We start from the raw sequence: 15,833 nt of genomic DNA, 5'->3' as shown, positions 1-15,833 counted from the left end.
AATATAGTTTCGTCCGGCCGACAAAAAATGTCAAAAGAAACCTACGGCGCCAAAGAAGATAAAACATAGGCCCCGTGCCTTAAAGCGCGGAGCCCTTCCTTAAAAACGTACCCAGGATTACTGGATTTTCATTCCGGCCGATTCAAACGTCAGCTTGTTGTCGTCGGCCTTCAAGGCGACTTCGGTAATCCAGTTGTATTCGGCAATGCCAGCGAGCCCGACGCGAGCACAGAGCTGATCACGAGCAACGTTGTAAGCATTGAGAATCTGGACCTTCTCGTTGTCCTGAGCCTTTTCGATACGGTCTGTCCAGCTTACGCCCAACTCAAGGAGAGCGGCACTTGCCTTTACGTACAACTTAGCTTTTTCTTCGCTAATGACAGGCGATTCCGGCACATTGAAAGGTTCAACCTTGACTATCGCTTCGACCTTGGGAACGGTTACGACAGCCTGCTGCTGTGCCTGTTTTTCGGCTTTATCCTTAGAACAGGATACAAAAAAAGAGGTGAGTATCAAGACCGATATCATGAGAATTCGTTTTGACATACGCACCTCTTCTTCTTAAGTAATAGCGGCTTGTGGGCTCGAACCACAGACCTGCGGATTATGATTCCGACGCTCTACCAACTGAGCTAAGCCGCCAAATTTTCCCCAAATTTAGTTAAATGGATAAATATTTCAAGGGGTTAATTGAAATAAACTCCAGTTTCTACAAAATTTTCTCCCCATTCGATAACCTGCCAGCCCGGCGCGGAACTCATCAAGTTAAAAATGGGTGCCTGCGGGTCAATTTGCATCTGTGTCGAGGGCGCGACATGCACTTCTTGCTGCGAAGGCAACTGCAGGTGGAAGTTGAAATGGTAATGACCCGTGAAAATATGCTTGATGTTCTTTATTGAAGACAAAGTTTCTTGGACTTCGTCTATGTTCTTGAGCGAGTACTTCAGGTCCATGAACCTGTGGTTGCAGAGGCACGGCGGATGGTGCATGAACAAGAGGATTTCATCGTTTACCTTTGCCGCTTCGACCTTCAACCAGTCCAGCTGGTCCTTGGAAACTGTACCACACCCGCTATCCAAAAAGAGCAGAGTGCGGCCGCAAATGTCGTAACGGTAGTAGCACTTTCCGTCCCTGACCTTGCCCTCTAGATCGAAATACTTCTGCATGACATCGAGGCGATCGTGGTTCCCTGGAATCACGCATACGGGAACGCGGTAATCCTTGAGCAGGTCGGCCACATATTTGTAGGCGCCTTCTTCTCCGTCCTCGTTAGCCAGATCGCCGGACAGCACCAGCAAGTCGATGTCCTTCATGGACTTCGACTTCAGGGCGGACTCAAAATTTGCGCGGACATCGATGCCCTGCACAAATCCTTCGTCTTCTCCGATATGGATATCGGATACCTGACCGATTCTGATCACTTTCGAAATCATACGCGTAAAGAATATAGATAATACAGCGCAGTGGGCCTTATATTATTTTTCTTATGTATCCCTTTTGTAAATATTCTGCGCTATTTACCTTCTGTTTTCAACGTCCTTTTGTGCCTTTTCTGTTGATAGCTGTCAAAGATCAGCTTTCAACATCTATTCATGTTGAAGTTCGTGAATAGAATTCGAGTTTTCAATGTAACCGCCATCACACTTTAGTTTCATATCTCTATGATATTCAAGTGAATATTGAGAAAACTCGATTTTTCTATCCACAATCAACATTTCCAATATCATTTCTATTTATATAAATAGATAGGTGATATTAGAAAGGCTGTTGACCTTTTTCCTTTCCGTTGGCAGCAGCCGGAACTTCCTTGACGGGCGGAACTTCGGAAGAGCCCATGTTGCAGTTACCCTGGAAGATAGCGCCTTCCTGGATGATGAGCTGCTTCGTCTTGATGTTGCCCACGAACTTGGAAGAGTTCTCGAGGACAAGCTTGCCCGTGCAATCGATGTTGCCTCTAACAGTGCCAGCAATGACGGAAGAGGTGACCTTGATTTCGCCTTCAATACGGCCCGTGCGTTCCACGACGAGGTCGCCCTCGATATTCACGCTACCCTGGACGTTACCAGCCACGCGGACGTCGCTCTTGCCGAGGATGTCGCCCTTGATGGTGATGCTGTTGCCGATCTGTGTGATTTCCTGTTCTTTATTTGGCATAGTTTCTCCTAGTAGTTGAAGAAGGATTCGGGATTTTGGGGAACTCCGTCCTTCGTGATCGTGTAATGAAGATGCGGTCCAGATGCGTTGCCAGTGGTGCCGATGGTACCGATGATATCACCCTTCTTGACTTGGCGCCCTTTTCGTGTCCTCATATCCTTCAAGTGGGAATAGCTCGTTACATAACCGTTCCCGTGATTAACAATTATAGTATTCCCGAGCTCATCTTTTTCGGCGGCGAACTCAACTGTACCCGTTCCAGTGGCAAAAACGGGGTTTCCGACCTTTGCCGCAAAGTCTGTGCCGTTATGTCCGGTTTCTTCGTTGAACGTTTTGCTGATCATGCCCACGACCGGCAATATGTTCGGGAGCCTTTCGATTCTCTGCCTTTCTTCGTAGCTTTTCCAGCCGTGGAGGCCTTCAAAGTCGACTTCAATCTTTTCGGGAGGCGTATGCACGAATTTGCTCTTGTCAATAAGGCTGTTGACCTTGTTGGAATCGTTCTCGAGGAACGTGCCGAGAATGTTCTGTATTCTTTCTTCGAATAACCAGAGGGAATCCAGGTGGGTAAGCACTTCTTCGTAGTTGGCGTTCACCTTGACGAGCTGGGCATCTGTCTTTTTCAAGGTTTCGTAACGGGCAATCTTTGCAGTCATCTTGCCGATATGCGCTATGAACACGATAGAAAGTACAATGAACACGGCGAGCACGACGCGGATAACCATAAGCATCGTCGCTGAGACGTGGTATTGCTTGATTTGCCGCGAATCGTCCGGGATGACCTGGATGGTGTACGACTTGAACTTTAGCTTAAGGAATTTCACTTTTTACCGGTTCTCCAAAAGTTCCTGGATGCGTGTCAAGTCGTCCATGGAATAGTAACTGATGACGATGGTGCCCTTGGACTGGTCAGAAGCACTCGGGTTGAGTTCAACCTTGGTGCCGAAATAGCCTTCGAGCTTGGATTCGAAATTCTTGAGGTCGGCGCTGAGTTCCTGCTTCGGCTTCTTTACAGCCGGGCTCGCCGAGGTTGTTGAAGCGTCGGCCCCTTCGGCAGGCTCAGGGTCCTTGCCAAGGTCGGTGAGCTTGTCGAACCGTTCTTCTCTCGGCTGGTTGATATCTTCCCCACGGATGACAGCTTCGATCTGGCGGACGTTCAGGCCTTCGTCGATAATCCTCTTGGCGAGGCTTTCGGGATCTTCGACCTTGTCGCTGCAGAGGGCACGGGCGGCACCGCTGTTTAACTTGCCTTCTACTATCCAAGTGAGCACTTGTTCGGGGAGCTTGAGCAGGCGGAGCGAGTTGGTAATGGCGGAGCGGGACTTGCCAACAATCTTGGCCAAATCTTCGTGGGTATAGCCATGATTATCGATCAACTGTTGATAAGACCTTGAAACTTCGACCGGGTTCAGGTCCACGCGCTGGATGTTCTCGATGAGGGCCCATTCGGCCATCGTCTTGTCGTCGAGATTTTCGTAAACTTGCGCCTTGATGACCGGGAGGCCGGCGAGCTTTGTTGCACGGGTACGGCGTTCACCGCTGATAATCTGGTAACGGTCGCCCACCTTGCGCACGATAATCGGCTGGATCAACCCGTGCTGCTCGATAGTTTCGGCAAGTTCCACCAGTTCGTCGTCGCTAAAAACCTTGCGCGGCTGGAACGGGTTCGGGTCGATGAGGTTGACGTCGATTTCTACGATTCTGCTGTTATCGTTGTCCTGGGCCGGCTGGTTTTCGGATTCGCCAATCACGATGCCACTATTCAAGGAGTGGTCCTTGAGAATGTCGGAGAGGCCGCGGCCGAGAGCAAGAGACTTTTTTCCCATTTTTGAAATCCTTGATTAATATATAATTTCTGGTTCCTGCGTATGTAATACCGATGGTATATTTTATTTTTCCTTGTTCAGGATTTCTTCGGCGAGTTTCATGTAGGCCTGCGAGCCGCTGCTCTGCACGTCGTACAAGATGACCGGCTTCCCGTGAGACGGAGCTTCGCTCAACTTGACGTTGCGCGGGATGACCGACTGGAACACCGTATCGGAAAGGTTCTCGCGGACTTCTTCGGCGACCTGCTTGCAGAGACTCAGGCGGGCGTCGTACATGGTGAGCAGCGTACCTTCGATTTTGAGATCGCTGTTCAGGTTTTTCTGCACTTCGCGGATTGTCTTGAAAAGTTCGGTCATACCCTGCAGGGCGTAGTATTCGCACTGCACCGGGATGAGCACGCTCGTGGCGGCGGTCAGCACGTTGAGCGTGAGAAGGTTCAGGCTCGGGGGTGCGTCGATGATGATGAACTCGAATGCCTGCTTGAGGATGTTGATAACTCTTTCGAGACGGCGTTCGCGGCTCATGGCGTTCACGAGCTCGATTTCCATCACGGCCAAGTCCGGGCCAGACGGGATGAGCTTCAGGAAATCTAGAGGCGTGTCGAGAATTGCCGGCTTGATGGTTTCGTAGCTGAGGTTGTCGGGGTTACCGGCCAAGTTGAGGACTTCGTGGATATCTTCGTCCTGCGCCTCGTTGAAACCGAGACCCTGGGAAGCGTTGCCCTGCGGGTCCATGTCGATAAGGAGTGTCTTCTTTTCGAGAGCGGCAAAACTTGCGGCCAGGTTCACGGCCGTCGTGGTCTTGCCCACGCCGCCCTTCTGGTTACAGATTGCTATTACTTTACTCATTCGTTACCTCGAGTGACTAAGGCGTAAACTTGTTCTTCCTGGGGCAGAGCATATTTATATATGTGTACCGCCGGGTCGTTTTCCAAGTGAACGATATTGTTGAAACTTTTTAGAGTGAGGAACATCCCGCCCTTCTTGAGTCCGGGTTGGGCACGTTCCCAGTCGTTTTCGAAAGTCGAGAGGGCGCGGCAGCTGATAAAGTCCAAGTCCGAAAGGCCGGAAGTCTCGAAGCGCTTGCCCACGACAGTCAGGTTCTGGAGTTGGAGCTTTTCCTTGGCGTAGTTCATGAACTGCACGCGCATGTTGCGGGGCTCGACCGCATAAAACTGGATTTCAGGCATCACGATGGCGAGCGGGAAAACCGGACAACCCGCACCCGCACCCATATCAGCCCAGGTTTTAGACGAAAGATCGCTTCGCTGGTAGACGATAGACGAAAGAGATTCCTTAGTTCCTTCGTCTTTGCGCCTTGCGCCAAGACTGTTCGGCTTGGCAATGAACTCGTGGACGGTTTCATTGCACTCGCCTCTTTCGTCTTTCGTCTTTCGTCTTTCGTCTATATATATATAGGGAAGCAGCGAGTCGGCGATGTGGCGGCTGAGGATTTTTTCGGAATCCTTTGGCGAAATCAGGTTGCCGAACTGCTTGGTCTCTACTACCAAATCGGCATACAGGTAGAGTCGCTCAGTCGTCTCCTTGGACAGCTGCACACCTTTCTCTGACAAAAATTGACAGAATATTTCCTGTTGCCTGGTATCTTCCGATGGTCTCATTAAGTATGTTCCACGTGAAACGTCTTGTGGATATCTGACGTAACGTTTCCTAATTTAGAATATCTTACTAACAAAAAGGCCGCCGGAAATCCGGCAGACCGAAAATTTTAAAAATATTTGTGGATAATATTTTAGTAAATGTTGAGAAAATGTTGAATCTTGTGATTCATCTATCAACACCGCCGACATTGAAAAATAGGCCCAACTGTGTTTCACGTGAAACTTTATCGGTTCACTTTTATAATATGTTTGCTCTTGGTGGGGCGGCCGAGGATGTCGAATGGCTTGGATTTTTTCCAGTCCGCAACGGGGTAAATTTTTCTAGGGACAATGGGTGTGGTTTGCTGCAGGACAACCGGAACATAGAATTCTTTAGTACCGTCGACGCTTTGATTATTCGCAGGATTACGCTTTGTTTGGATAAGAGTATCTCCCCTTGTTTCGTATTCGTAGGTCATCAAGGTTGTCCAGGGGGTTGCCGCTTGCATTTGGTGGTTGACGGAACATCTGTTTTCATTTTCGGGATCATGGACAGTTATAGGACTTCCGTCGTTTTCGAAGATGGTGTCGTTGACGATGTAGAACGAATATTCTTCATACAGGTTTTCTATTTTGCCTTGAATATTTAATGTTCTGTAATATAGAGAATCGTCTTTGAAATAGAATTCCATCTTTTGATATTCTTCCCCGTCTTTATATAAATGGACAGTCTTGGAGTTTTCTTCTTTATCGACTTTTACGGTTTCGTTGTAGACAATCACGCGCTGCGTAGTAGTATCTGGAGTGGTTTTATATTCTACGGCACTATCCAGATAGTTGCCGGTCCTGTAATATTTAATGGATAAGGATTGCCCTTCGCCTTGGTCAGTATAAAGGCTATCGAGGATGTATCCTTCGTAATCCTTCTCGTACATGTCGTATTGACTTGCGACGTAAAGGTCAAATGTAGTCCGCAGGCAATCGAAAGCAAATGAATTCAATGCCATTAATCCTAGTATAATTAGTATTCTTCTCATATCAGGAAATATAATAATGTATATGAAAAAAAGTCTCCTTCAGAGGAGACTCTTGTTAAGCTTTAGTGATTCACTTTTATAATATGTTCGCTTTTGGCCGGGCGGCCGAGGAGGTCGAATTGTTTCGATTTTTCGAGAATGATTGCCGGGCGGATATTGCGGTGGATTGCAGTGGTTCCACCTTTGCGACGGAACATGAAGTAAGTCATCACCTTGTTGTCTAGTCCATCTTCGATATAAGTCTTGCTCACAATGACCCTGTCATTTTTAACTTCGGTATCGTAGCGGTACCAGGTGGTCACGTAGTCGTCGCGACCATCCTTCACATAGCAGGTGTTGGTATCTTTCTCGTCGTTGACGATAATTTCGTTTTCAGAACGCCTGAAGAGAGTGTCGTTTCTCATGACATATATATTAGTGTATTTACCGTCTTCGTCAGTGCTGGTAATGGCCAAGGAGTCCCCGTCAAAGTAGATACTTATTGTGTCGCTCACTCCGTTTGCCGATCCTATAATTGACCAATTATTTTCTACATGGTCAACATTGAAAACTACCGAGTCAGGATTTACGGTAGTCTTGTATTGCCATTCCCCGTTGCGGAGATTTGCTTCGTAGGCGCTGTCGACTTTATCGCCGGTCCAATAGTATTTCAGGATATAGATGGAGTTCCCCCTGGTGTTGGCAGTGCCTTTGTCTACATACATACTGTCAAATAGTAGGCCGTCAAAGCTCTTGTCGTAACCAGCGATTGTCGCCTGTTCATATTCAAAAACTGTATGGATGCAGTCGGCAAAGGACTGGGAGAATAATGCTAGTGCAAAAGTAAGGATGAGTTTTTTCATGGTCGGAAATATAATAAAGTTTCATGTTGGCTCCGAAGGGGCCCAACAATATTTATTGTTTGAAAAATATGGTGGTGTGCTCCTTGCCTCCTTCGCAAGGACCAGGTATTTTAACGAATACCATCTCGTCGTGATTCATTATTTCTTGGACAATGAAATTACCCCTTTTTTTGTATTCGTAAGTGAAGTGGAGATTATTGCCCCTCTCGGGATAGCTTTTATCATCCAACAGATTTTTCACTCTGTTCTTCCTGTAACACTTGCTCTCGTTGGCAGGGTCCCGAGTGATAATCCAATGTCTGGGGAGCCAATCGTTGACTTCGTGGATGGTGTCGTTCTTGATGTAGAAGGAGTGGGTCTGTTCTTTGTCAATGACGATGGCGACGGAATCCTTCCCGCGGAAAACCGTGAAGTTGTCACTCTTGTCCGGGAAAATCCAGTCGTATTTCATGAGCTTGCCGACCTTGGTGGAATCAATTTTCCAGTTGACCTTCATGGTCCCCTTATGTACATCATCCTGGCAGGTGTGGGAGATGGTCATGCTGTCCAATCGGTTTTGGGTCCAGTGGTACTTGATGGTGCTGACTAGGGATTTCTGCTGCTGGTGGAGACTGTCCGGTTTCAGTTTGCCGGGAAGTATATACATGTTCAGATTCTCCGTCATATATTCCGAGGCAAGGTAGTCAAATGTCATCCGGATACAATCGACCGCGTGAACGTTCATCGCAACAAGCGCGATAATGAAAAAAGGTTTCACGTGAAACACTCCCTACTTTAAAATTAAATTGTAATCTCTACCCGATTGCCTTCGGGGTCCAGGACGACACTTTCGTAATATCCATCGCCGGTAGTCCGGGGTTGCCCCACGACCTGGATTCCTTCTTTGGACATTTGCCGGGTGAGTCGGTCCACATCTTCTTTGGATCCGACGGAAAAGCAAAGATGGGCAAAACCGAGATGTTCCGAATGTTCCACGTGAAACGTTGGAGTTATGTCGGGGCGGTGCATGATTTCCAAGCGTGCTCCACCTTCGAAGGTGACGAACCGGCTCGTGAATTGTTTTGCCGGATTGTGATAAACTTGATGAATGGTCCCGCCGAAATACTTCCGGTAGAACTCGCAGACCTTGTCAATGTCATTGACCCAGATGGCTACGTGTTCGATTCTCATAAACTTTCAACATTAATTCACTTTTTTCAGTGAGCAAGGTGCCGACTAGAGCTAAGGACTGGGTAGCGGTATGCACCCAACGGGGATGTTGTTGTTGAATATTCCTAAGAGCGTAGCTACCGTGATGCAGGCTCCGGTTTCGATCATTGAATGAACCAGGGGGTCTTCCTTTTTCTTCGTTTCGTTCAAGGGCGGGTTGGATTTTTTTGAAATGGAATCCGCTGCTATGGCCTCGTCTGTGTAATCCACCTTGAATATCAGGGCACGGTCAATTTTTACGGAAGAGTTTTCTGATTTCTGGGGCACGAGTTGCGCAAATGGCAATTCAAAAGCAAGTAATATAATAGGTATGAAAATACGATATTTCATACCCTCAATATAGATAATTTGTTTGTTATGTCCTCAAAAAAAATGTTAAATTATGGGCAGGATATTTTTATGCAGAAGTTTTCACATAGCTATATGGTGGCCGGTCGCGATATGGACCTAGATTACCGGATGTTGCCGATGGCCGCTTTGGCATATTACGAGGACAGTTTCGCCCGTTACCTGGGTAGTCGATTTCTTGCTGCTTTCGATATTCGGGCTCAGGGTTTGTACTGGGTCATTTCCGAAATTGATATGCGGATAGATGGAGAACTCCCCCCATGGTCCGAACGCTTTGATGTTGAACTTTGGATTTCGGAAAAGTCCAGGATAAAGATTTATTGCGACTTCACCATGAGTTACGGTGGCCGGGTTTTTGCCAGGGGGAATTGTTGCTGGATTGTCTTGGACAAGAACAGAAAGCGCCCTGCCGATACCCGGATCCTTGACGGTAAGGTTGACATCATCGAGGAACTTGCCGTCGGAGAACATCGGAAGTTCGAATGGCAGGCATCTGAAAAATTGATGAACACACTCGAGCATCGTGTGGGCATGAACGATATCGACTTTAACCACCACATGAACAACAGGACGTACCTGGATTTGGCAGTGGCCTGCCATATGGAGAGTTCCGGTTTCGAAGATGCCGTACGGAGAATCCGGGTGAAGTTCATGCAGGAATGTTTTGTCGGGGATGTTTTGAAGTGTCATGAATACGGACTGGAAGATAACTGTTTCGGCTACAGTCTGGAAAGGGATGGTTCCCCAGTCTGCCAGGTAATCTTGGAATTCGAGAAGAGGGCCTCGCGTGAACCTATCGAGGGGATGCCTCTGGCATTGCGTCTTGAACAATTCAAACCGTAGGTGGATTGTCGAACACTATCATGTTTCACGTGAAACTTTATTGATATATTTACTACCGGGTTGGGAATTTGGGTCTAATGGAGGTGTCATGATAGAAATTGAAGTTGTCCAGGGAGACATCACGAAGCTTGCGGTGGATGCCATCGTGAATGCGGCGAATTGTTCTCTGCTGGGTGGCGGCGGTGTCGACGGTGCGATTCACCGGGCGGCGGGTCCTGATTTGTTGAGGGCGTGCATCCCCCTGAACGGTTGCGAGACAGGTAAGGCCAAAATTACTCCGGGGTTCAAGCTTCCGGCGAAGTTCGTGATTCATACTCCGGGACCAGTCTATCGGGACGGGCAGCATGGCGAACCTGCGCTTTTGGAATCTTGCTACAAAAGTTGCCTCGCCCTTGCCGAAGAGAACGATTGCGAGACGGTCGCCTTCCCTGCCATCTCGACCGGCGTGTACGGCTACCCCTGGGAGGAGGCTACCGAGATTGCCGTGAGGACAGTCCGGAACTTTCCCGCACAGAAAATCAAGAAAGTCATCTTCTGCTGCTTCGGCACAGAGATGGAGAGGATTTATAGAGGAGTAGTAGGAAGTAGACAGTAGGAAGTAGACGGTAGGAAGTGGGTGTGTCATTCGCAGGCGCATGACTCGTCGGCTCAGCCATGCCGAAACGCAAGCGTTTTGGCGTGGCATTCGCCTTGCTTGTCATTGCGAGCCGAAGGCGAAGCAATCTCCGTCAGTTAGGAGGTATAAGGGTTTAGAGGCTAGGATCTAGGGGTTAGGGAAAAATATCACGGCTTCGCCGTCTTATATTGACGCACGAAGTGCGTGATCCTTTTCACTAGTCTCTAGCCTCTTATCTCTAGTCTCTATTCTCGAGCCCCGAGCCTATACATTAATCATTACTAATAGGAGAAATCACATGGAAGAAATCAAGAACTTCATCAAGGATTGCGGCGCTTATTTTCTCGCGACGGTCGACGGTGACCAGCCGCGCGTGCGCCCGTTCGGCACCATCGAAATTTTCGAGGGCAAGCTCTACATCCAGACCGGCAAGTCCAAGGACTGCTCCAAGCAGATCCAGAAAAACGGCAAGGTCGAAATCTGCGCCATGGACAAGACCGGCTCCAAGTGGTTGCGCCTGGCCGGCACTCTCGTCCGCGACGACCGCCGCGAGCCGAAGGTCCACATGCTCGAAAATTACCCCGAGCTCAAGTCGATGTACTCCCCCGATGATGACAATACCGAGGTCCTGTACTTCAAGGATGCGACCGCGACGTTCTATTGTTTCACGGAAGCACCCCGCGTCATCAAGTTTTAAGAGCTTGTTCGGCCGGACTTGACCCGCTCCGATTGGTCGTAGAGTATCCCGCCTATGTGGATATATTTGTAAACACTATATTAACTGTATCATGGTCCAGGTCCTCTGGACCATGTTCGTTAGTGGATAGATTTGGGATAAAACAGGATAACGTATCAACATCTGACATACGGGTTCAAGACGTGATTCCAGTGTTTCACGTGAAACTTTTTGGAAAAAACGCCAAAAAAAGCCTTTAATTTCAATAGGAAAAAGCGAAATCAGGTTGCTACCTTTGAAGGGGAATACTCCATTACATCAAAGTGCACTTGTGGATATGATGTGAAATTTGAAAATTGAATTTTTATGCATAGAAGATGTATATAAACAATTTATCAACAAATAACATGGAAGGAGCTCCACAGAAAACGAAGAAAAACGGGTTTAAATTGACTTGAAATTGTAAGATTTTTTTACAAAAAAAATATATCTTTCAGAAGAAATTAGTTTATCTTGTAGTGAGAAATCCATACAAAGGAAGGATAAAAAATGAAACTAGTTATCTCTGTCTCGGGTGGCGGTGCGCTCGGCATCGGCCCTCTCCAATTCATGCGTAGACTCGAAAAGGATCTTGGCGTAGAAAAGCTTGGCGATGTTTGTGCAGCTTTTGCCGGTACGTCTACAGGTTCCATCATCGCTTCTGGTCTATGTGCTGAATTGTCGGCCGATGAATTGTACAATATGTATAATGACAACTTGGCGGCCATTTTCACGAAAAGAAAGGGGACGTTGGTTCCTGAACTCGCATCGAACTACTACCGTTACGACAGTGCCAACCTGAAAAAACTGCTGTATAAGTATTTCCCGGGCAAGATGGATGAATTCGGCAAGCCCATTTTCATCCCCACCACCTACATGAACGGTGCAAGCGTCGAGAAGGTGTGGAACCGTGAAGACAACTGGATGGACCGCGCCTACGCCATCCTCTCCAGCTGCTCCGCTCCGACCTATTTCGATACGCTGAATCTCGATGGCAAGATTTTCTGCGATGGTGGCATGTGGGCAAACGATCCCATTATGACTTTGGAATCGGGTATCAAGAATCCGTGCAAGCCGGATAAGAAGGATTGCAAGGCTATTGTGGATGAAGGGTTCAAGATTCTCTCCTTCAACACGGGCATGATTCACCCGAATAACGCACCGAAAAAGAAGAATGCTCTCGGCTGGCTCACCTACATCATGGACGAGTGGGTTGCCCGTACCGGAAATTCCAACTATTTTGAAGCCTGCGCCAATATCGGCAAGGATAATATCTTCCGCTGCGCACCGGAAGTCGAAAGTGCCTACGAAATGGACAACTTGAAGAAGACGAAGGAAGTTTCCAATATTTGGGACAAGTACTACGACTCCGTCAAGCAGAAAGTTGTCAAGTTCGTGAAATCGACAATGTAGTCGCAGAATTTGACATTATCTCCCTCTTAGTCCCGCGGAAATCCGCGGGATTTTTTGGTATGTTTCAATGTAAGACAGACCTTGACGTGGCATAGTTTTTGCTAAATTTAGCCCGTAATTTTGCTACGCCAAGTCCGCGGGTTTTCCCTCGGCTATTATAAAGGATTACTATGAGTCTTATCGATACCATCCTCCACAAGGCATTTGGTACCCCACATGAACGCAAGGTGAAGAAACTTCGCCCGGTCATCGCCAAGATCCATGAAGCCCGCAAGGCCCTGGAATCTTTGGATGACGCCGCCCTCGCCGCGAAGAGCGCCGAGTTCCGCGAAAAGCTCAAGAACGGGGCCACGCTCGAAGACATCAAGGTCGAAGCCTTCGCAGTTTGCCAAGAAGCTTGCGACCGCCGTCTGGGTATTTTCAACATTTTCAAGCCCGAAAACAATTTTGACTTCAGCAAGCTTGGTGACTTGCAGCAGTACACCGATGCCGCCAAGGCTGAACTTGCCGCTGGCAAGAATGAATGGGAAGTCTACATGCCGGCCGCCGTCTATGCGAAGGTCCGCGAGCTCTATCCGGATTCGGTGAAGCCGTTCCGCATGATGCCGTTCGACGTGCAGATGATCGGTGGCCTCGTGCTCCACGAAGGCGCCATCGCCGAAATGGCCACCGGTGAAGGTAAGACGCTTGCCGCTGCTCTCCCGGTTTACTTGAACGGCCTCGGAGGCCACGGTGTACATGTGGTGACGGTGAACGACTACCTCGCCGGCCGTGACGCGAAGCAGATGGGCCTCGTGTATAAGTTCCTCGGACTCACGGTGGGCCTCATCGTGAACGGTCTTGATTCCGAACAGCGCCGCGAAAGCTACAACAGCGACGTGACCTACGGTACCAACAACGAGTTCGGCTTCGACTACTTGCGCGACAACATGGCCGTGGAACCGAGCCAGCTGGTGCAGCGCGAACTCAACTTCTGCATTGTCGACGAAGTGGACTCCATCCTTATCGACGAAGCGCGTACTCCGCTTATCATCAGCGGCCCGGCCGAAGACGCGACCGAGAAGTATGCGAAGGCGAACGAGATATCGAAGAAGCTCGTGAAGAACAAGGACTTCTCCGTGGACGAGAAGGACAAGAACATCCAGTTGACCGAGAAGGGCGTGAACCACATCCAGGAGATGATGGGCATTACGAACCTGTACGGCGAACATGCCGACTGGGTCCACTTCTTTGACAACGCCCTGCGTGCTTGGTACCTGTACGAGAAGGACGTGGACTACATCGTGCGCGACAGCGAAATCGTCATCGTCGACGAGAACACGGGCCGTCTCATGGAAGGCCGTCGTTATTCTAACGGCATGCACCAGGCCATCGAAGCCAAGGAGAACGTGCCTATCCGCCGCGAGAACCAGACGCTTGCGACCATCACGTTCCAGAACTACTTCCGCATGTACAAGAAGCTTTCGGGCATGACCGGTACGGCTGAAACCGAAGCGACGGAATTCATCAAGATTTACAACATGAACACCTGGGTCATCCCGACCAACAAGCCCTGCATCCGCAAGGACATGCAGGACATGGTGTACAAGAGCGAAGACGCGAAGTGGCGCGCCATCGTGGCCGACATCAAGGACCGCCACGCCAAGGGCCAGCCGCTCCTCGTGGGTACGGCTTCTATCGAAAAGTCCGAGCACCTGCACGGCCTCTTGGAAAAGGAAGGCATCCCGCACGAAGTCTTGAACGCGAAGAACCACAGCCGCGAAGCTGAAATCATCCAGTACGCGGGTCACGAAGGCAAGGTGACGATTGCGACCAACATGGCCGGTCGTGGTACTGACATCGCTCTTGGCCCCGGAGTCACGGCGCTGGGCGGCTTGCACGTGCTCGGCACGGAACGCCACGAATCCCGCCGTATCGACAACCAGCTGCGCGGCCGTTCCGGCCGTCAGGGCGACCCGGGTTCTAGCCAGTACTTCCTCAGCCTCGACGATAACCTGATGCGCATCTTCGGCGGCAGCAACGTGAAGAACTTGATGAGCCGCTTTGGCGTGGGCGAAGACGAAGTGATTACGCACCCGATCGTTTCACGCAGTATCCGTGGTGCACAGCGCCGCGTGGAAGGCCAGAGCTTCGATATCCGTAAGCACTTGCTCGACTACGATAACGTGATGAACGAGCAGCGCAAGGTGATTTACGGCCTCCGTCGCCGCATCCTGAACGGCGAAGACATCCGCGAAGAAATCATGAACCGCATCGAAGACGCCTGCGATATCAAGGTGTCCGCCTATGTTCCGGCCAAGACCTACCCCGAGAGCTGGAACCTCGAAGGCCTGCATACCGACTTGCAGCGTACGCTCGGCATGGAATACAACCTGAGCTTCGAAGACGCGACGAAGAAGACTCCGGAACAGGTGCTCGAAGACGTGATCAACCTCTGCAAGGTGCGTTACGACAAGCTCACGAAGATTATCCCGGATACGGACTTCCGCAACATCGAACGCCGCTTCTTGCTCATGACCATCGACCAGGTGTGGAAAGAACACTTGTATGCAATGGACCAGCTGAAGGACGCCATCCGCTTCCACGGCTACGCTCAGAAGGATCCGCTGATGGTCTACAAGAGCGAAGGCTACAAGCTGTTCGAAGGTTGCCTCGAGAAGATTGCGACGCTCACCGCGCTGCGCATCTTGAACATCCGCATCACGCTCCCGAACGGCATGACCGTCTCGCCGGACCAGCTCCAGCTCAAGAGCCAGGAACAGATCGACGCCGAACGCAAGGCTGCCGATGGTTCGACTAATTCGACAGGCTCATCAACCGGCTCACCAACCGATAAGGTCCCTGAGCCTGCCGAAGGGACATCCGCTGAAGCATTGCCGTCCCAAGAAGCATCTGAACAGCTGAGCGCCGAAGGCGCCAAGGCCGCAGGCCTCGCGGGCCAGGCCGCAACGTCCAAGACGAACGCCCTTTCTGAGGAGCAGCGCGCACCGCAGCCGATGCCGCAGTCCGCACTCCCGGGGACTCGCCCGGCAGCTGTTCGCCGCACGTACACGAACCCCAACGTTGTCGCAGCAGCCCGCCGTGCTCAGCAGGCCGGCCCCAAGCTCGGCCGCAACGACCCGTGCTGGTGCGGTTCCGGCCTCAAGTACAAGAAGTGCCACGGCAAGGACGTGGAATAAGCGCTACTTTGTAACAAATCTTAACACAGAATCCCCGACCTGGTGGTCGG

Annotated in this window: 17 protein-coding genes and 1 tRNA gene; 5 read left to right on the top strand and 13 right to left on the bottom strand. The window is 49.9% G+C overall.

Annotated features, from left to right (window positions below; translation table 11 throughout):
- Positions 1 to 117 precede the first annotated feature (117 nt).
- The 13 genes from Q0Y46_RS05245 to Q0Y46_RS05185 all read right to left on the bottom strand — a co-directional run bounded on the left by Q0Y46_RS05245 (position 118) and on the right by Q0Y46_RS05185 (position 8,999).
- Positions 118 to 546, bottom strand: a complete 429-nt coding sequence (locus Q0Y46_RS05245) for a hypothetical protein (RefSeq protein WP_295682476.1) — start codon at positions 544 to 546, stop codon at positions 118 to 120.
- A gap of 23 nt (positions 547 to 569) precedes the next feature.
- Positions 570 to 642: transfer RNA gene (locus Q0Y46_RS05240), tRNA-Met, on the bottom strand.
- A gap of 44 nt (positions 643 to 686) precedes the next feature.
- Entirely contained in the window at positions 687 to 1,433 is a 747-nt protein-coding gene (locus Q0Y46_RS05235; protein WP_295682474.1) for a metallophosphoesterase, read from the bottom strand.
- A 322-nt stretch (positions 1,434 to 1,755) separates the two neighbouring features.
- Positions 1,756 to 2,154, bottom strand: a complete 399-nt coding sequence (locus tag Q0Y46_RS05230; protein WP_297945630.1) for a polymer-forming cytoskeletal protein — start codon at positions 2,152 to 2,154, stop codon at positions 1,756 to 1,758.
- A gap of 8 nt (positions 2,155 to 2,162) precedes the next feature.
- The gene (locus tag Q0Y46_RS05225; RefSeq protein ID WP_297945629.1) at positions 2,163 to 2,978 is read right to left on the bottom strand and encodes a M23 family metallopeptidase; all 816 of its coding nucleotides are present in this window, start codon (positions 2,976 to 2,978) and stop codon (positions 2,163 to 2,165) included.
- A gap of 3 nt (positions 2,979 to 2,981) precedes the next feature.
- Positions 2,982 to 3,980 carry a ParB/RepB/Spo0J family partition protein gene (locus Q0Y46_RS05220; RefSeq protein ID WP_297945627.1) on the bottom strand — a complete coding sequence of 333 codons (999 nt, stop codon included), beginning with the start codon at positions 3,978 to 3,980 and terminating at the stop codon, positions 2,982 to 2,984.
- 63 nt (positions 3,981 to 4,043) lie between these two features.
- The gene (locus Q0Y46_RS05215) at positions 4,044 to 4,829 is read right to left on the bottom strand and encodes a ParA family protein (protein ID WP_290956368.1); all 786 of its coding nucleotides are present in this window, start codon (positions 4,827 to 4,829) and stop codon (positions 4,044 to 4,046) included.
- A complete protein-coding gene (locus Q0Y46_RS05210; RefSeq protein ID WP_297945624.1) occupies positions 4,826 to 5,554 on the bottom strand; it encodes an RsmG family class I SAM-dependent methyltransferase in 729 nt (242 codons plus the stop codon). Before Q0Y46_RS05210 ends, Q0Y46_RS05215 begins: the two co-directional genes overlap by 4 nt.
- A gap of 272 nt (positions 5,555 to 5,826) precedes the next feature.
- Positions 5,827 to 6,588, bottom strand: coding sequence for a hypothetical protein (locus tag Q0Y46_RS05205; RefSeq protein WP_297945622.1), 762 nt, complete (start codon positions 6,586 to 6,588; stop codon positions 5,827 to 5,829).
- 92 nt (positions 6,589 to 6,680) lie between these two features.
- Entirely contained in the window at positions 6,681 to 7,460 is a 780-nt protein-coding gene (locus Q0Y46_RS05200; RefSeq protein ID WP_297945620.1) for a hypothetical protein, read from the bottom strand.
- A gap of 52 nt (positions 7,461 to 7,512) precedes the next feature.
- The gene (locus tag Q0Y46_RS05195; RefSeq protein WP_295682452.1) at positions 7,513 to 8,217 is read right to left on the bottom strand and encodes a hypothetical protein; all 705 of its coding nucleotides are present in this window, start codon (positions 8,215 to 8,217) and stop codon (positions 7,513 to 7,515) included.
- Between the two features lie 23 nt (positions 8,218 to 8,240).
- A complete protein-coding gene (locus Q0Y46_RS05190; RefSeq protein WP_297945618.1) occupies positions 8,241 to 8,630 on the bottom strand; it encodes a VOC family protein in 390 nt (129 codons plus the stop codon).
- 51 nt (positions 8,631 to 8,681) lie between these two features.
- Positions 8,682 to 8,999 (bottom strand): hypothetical protein, encoded by a 318-nt coding sequence (locus Q0Y46_RS05185; RefSeq protein ID WP_295682446.1) that lies wholly within the window; start codon positions 8,997 to 8,999, stop codon positions 8,682 to 8,684.
- 69 nt (positions 9,000 to 9,068) lie between these two features.
- Between Q0Y46_RS05185 and Q0Y46_RS05180 the strand changes: the two genes are divergently transcribed.
- The 5 genes from Q0Y46_RS05180 (at position 9,069) to secA (ending at position 15,783) form a co-directional block, all read left to right on the top strand.
- A complete protein-coding gene (locus Q0Y46_RS05180) occupies positions 9,069 to 9,860 on the top strand; it encodes an acyl-ACP thioesterase domain-containing protein (RefSeq protein ID WP_297945616.1) in 792 nt (263 codons plus the stop codon).
- A gap of 88 nt (positions 9,861 to 9,948) precedes the next feature.
- On the top strand, positions 9,949 to 10,455 hold the full coding sequence (locus Q0Y46_RS05175; protein WP_290956377.1) for an O-acetyl-ADP-ribose deacetylase: 507 nt from the start codon (positions 9,949 to 9,951) through the stop codon (positions 10,453 to 10,455).
- Positions 10,456 to 10,774: 319 nt separating this feature from the next.
- Positions 10,775 to 11,173: a pyridoxamine 5'-phosphate oxidase family protein gene (locus tag Q0Y46_RS05170; RefSeq protein WP_297945614.1), complete on the top strand. Its 399-nt coding sequence runs from the start codon at positions 10,775 to 10,777 to the stop codon at positions 11,171 to 11,173.
- A 528-nt stretch (positions 11,174 to 11,701) separates the two neighbouring features.
- The gene (locus Q0Y46_RS05165) at positions 11,702 to 12,604 is read left to right on the top strand and encodes a patatin-like phospholipase family protein (protein WP_297945612.1); all 903 of its coding nucleotides are present in this window, start codon (positions 11,702 to 11,704) and stop codon (positions 12,602 to 12,604) included.
- 170 nt (positions 12,605 to 12,774) lie between these two features.
- Positions 12,775 to 15,783 carry a preprotein translocase subunit SecA gene (secA, locus tag Q0Y46_RS05160; protein ID WP_295684332.1) on the top strand — a complete coding sequence of 1,003 codons (3,009 nt, stop codon included), beginning with the start codon at positions 12,775 to 12,777 and terminating at the stop codon, positions 15,781 to 15,783.
- The last annotated feature ends 50 nt before the right edge of the window (positions 15,784 to 15,833 follow it).

The organism is uncultured Fibrobacter sp., assembly GCF_947305105.1.
Classification (GTDB): Bacteria; Fibrobacterota; Fibrobacteria; order Fibrobacterales; family Fibrobacteraceae; genus Fibrobacter.
The sequence above is the reverse complement of the archived record's forward strand: the minus strand, read 5'-3'. Positions and strand labels throughout refer to the sequence as shown.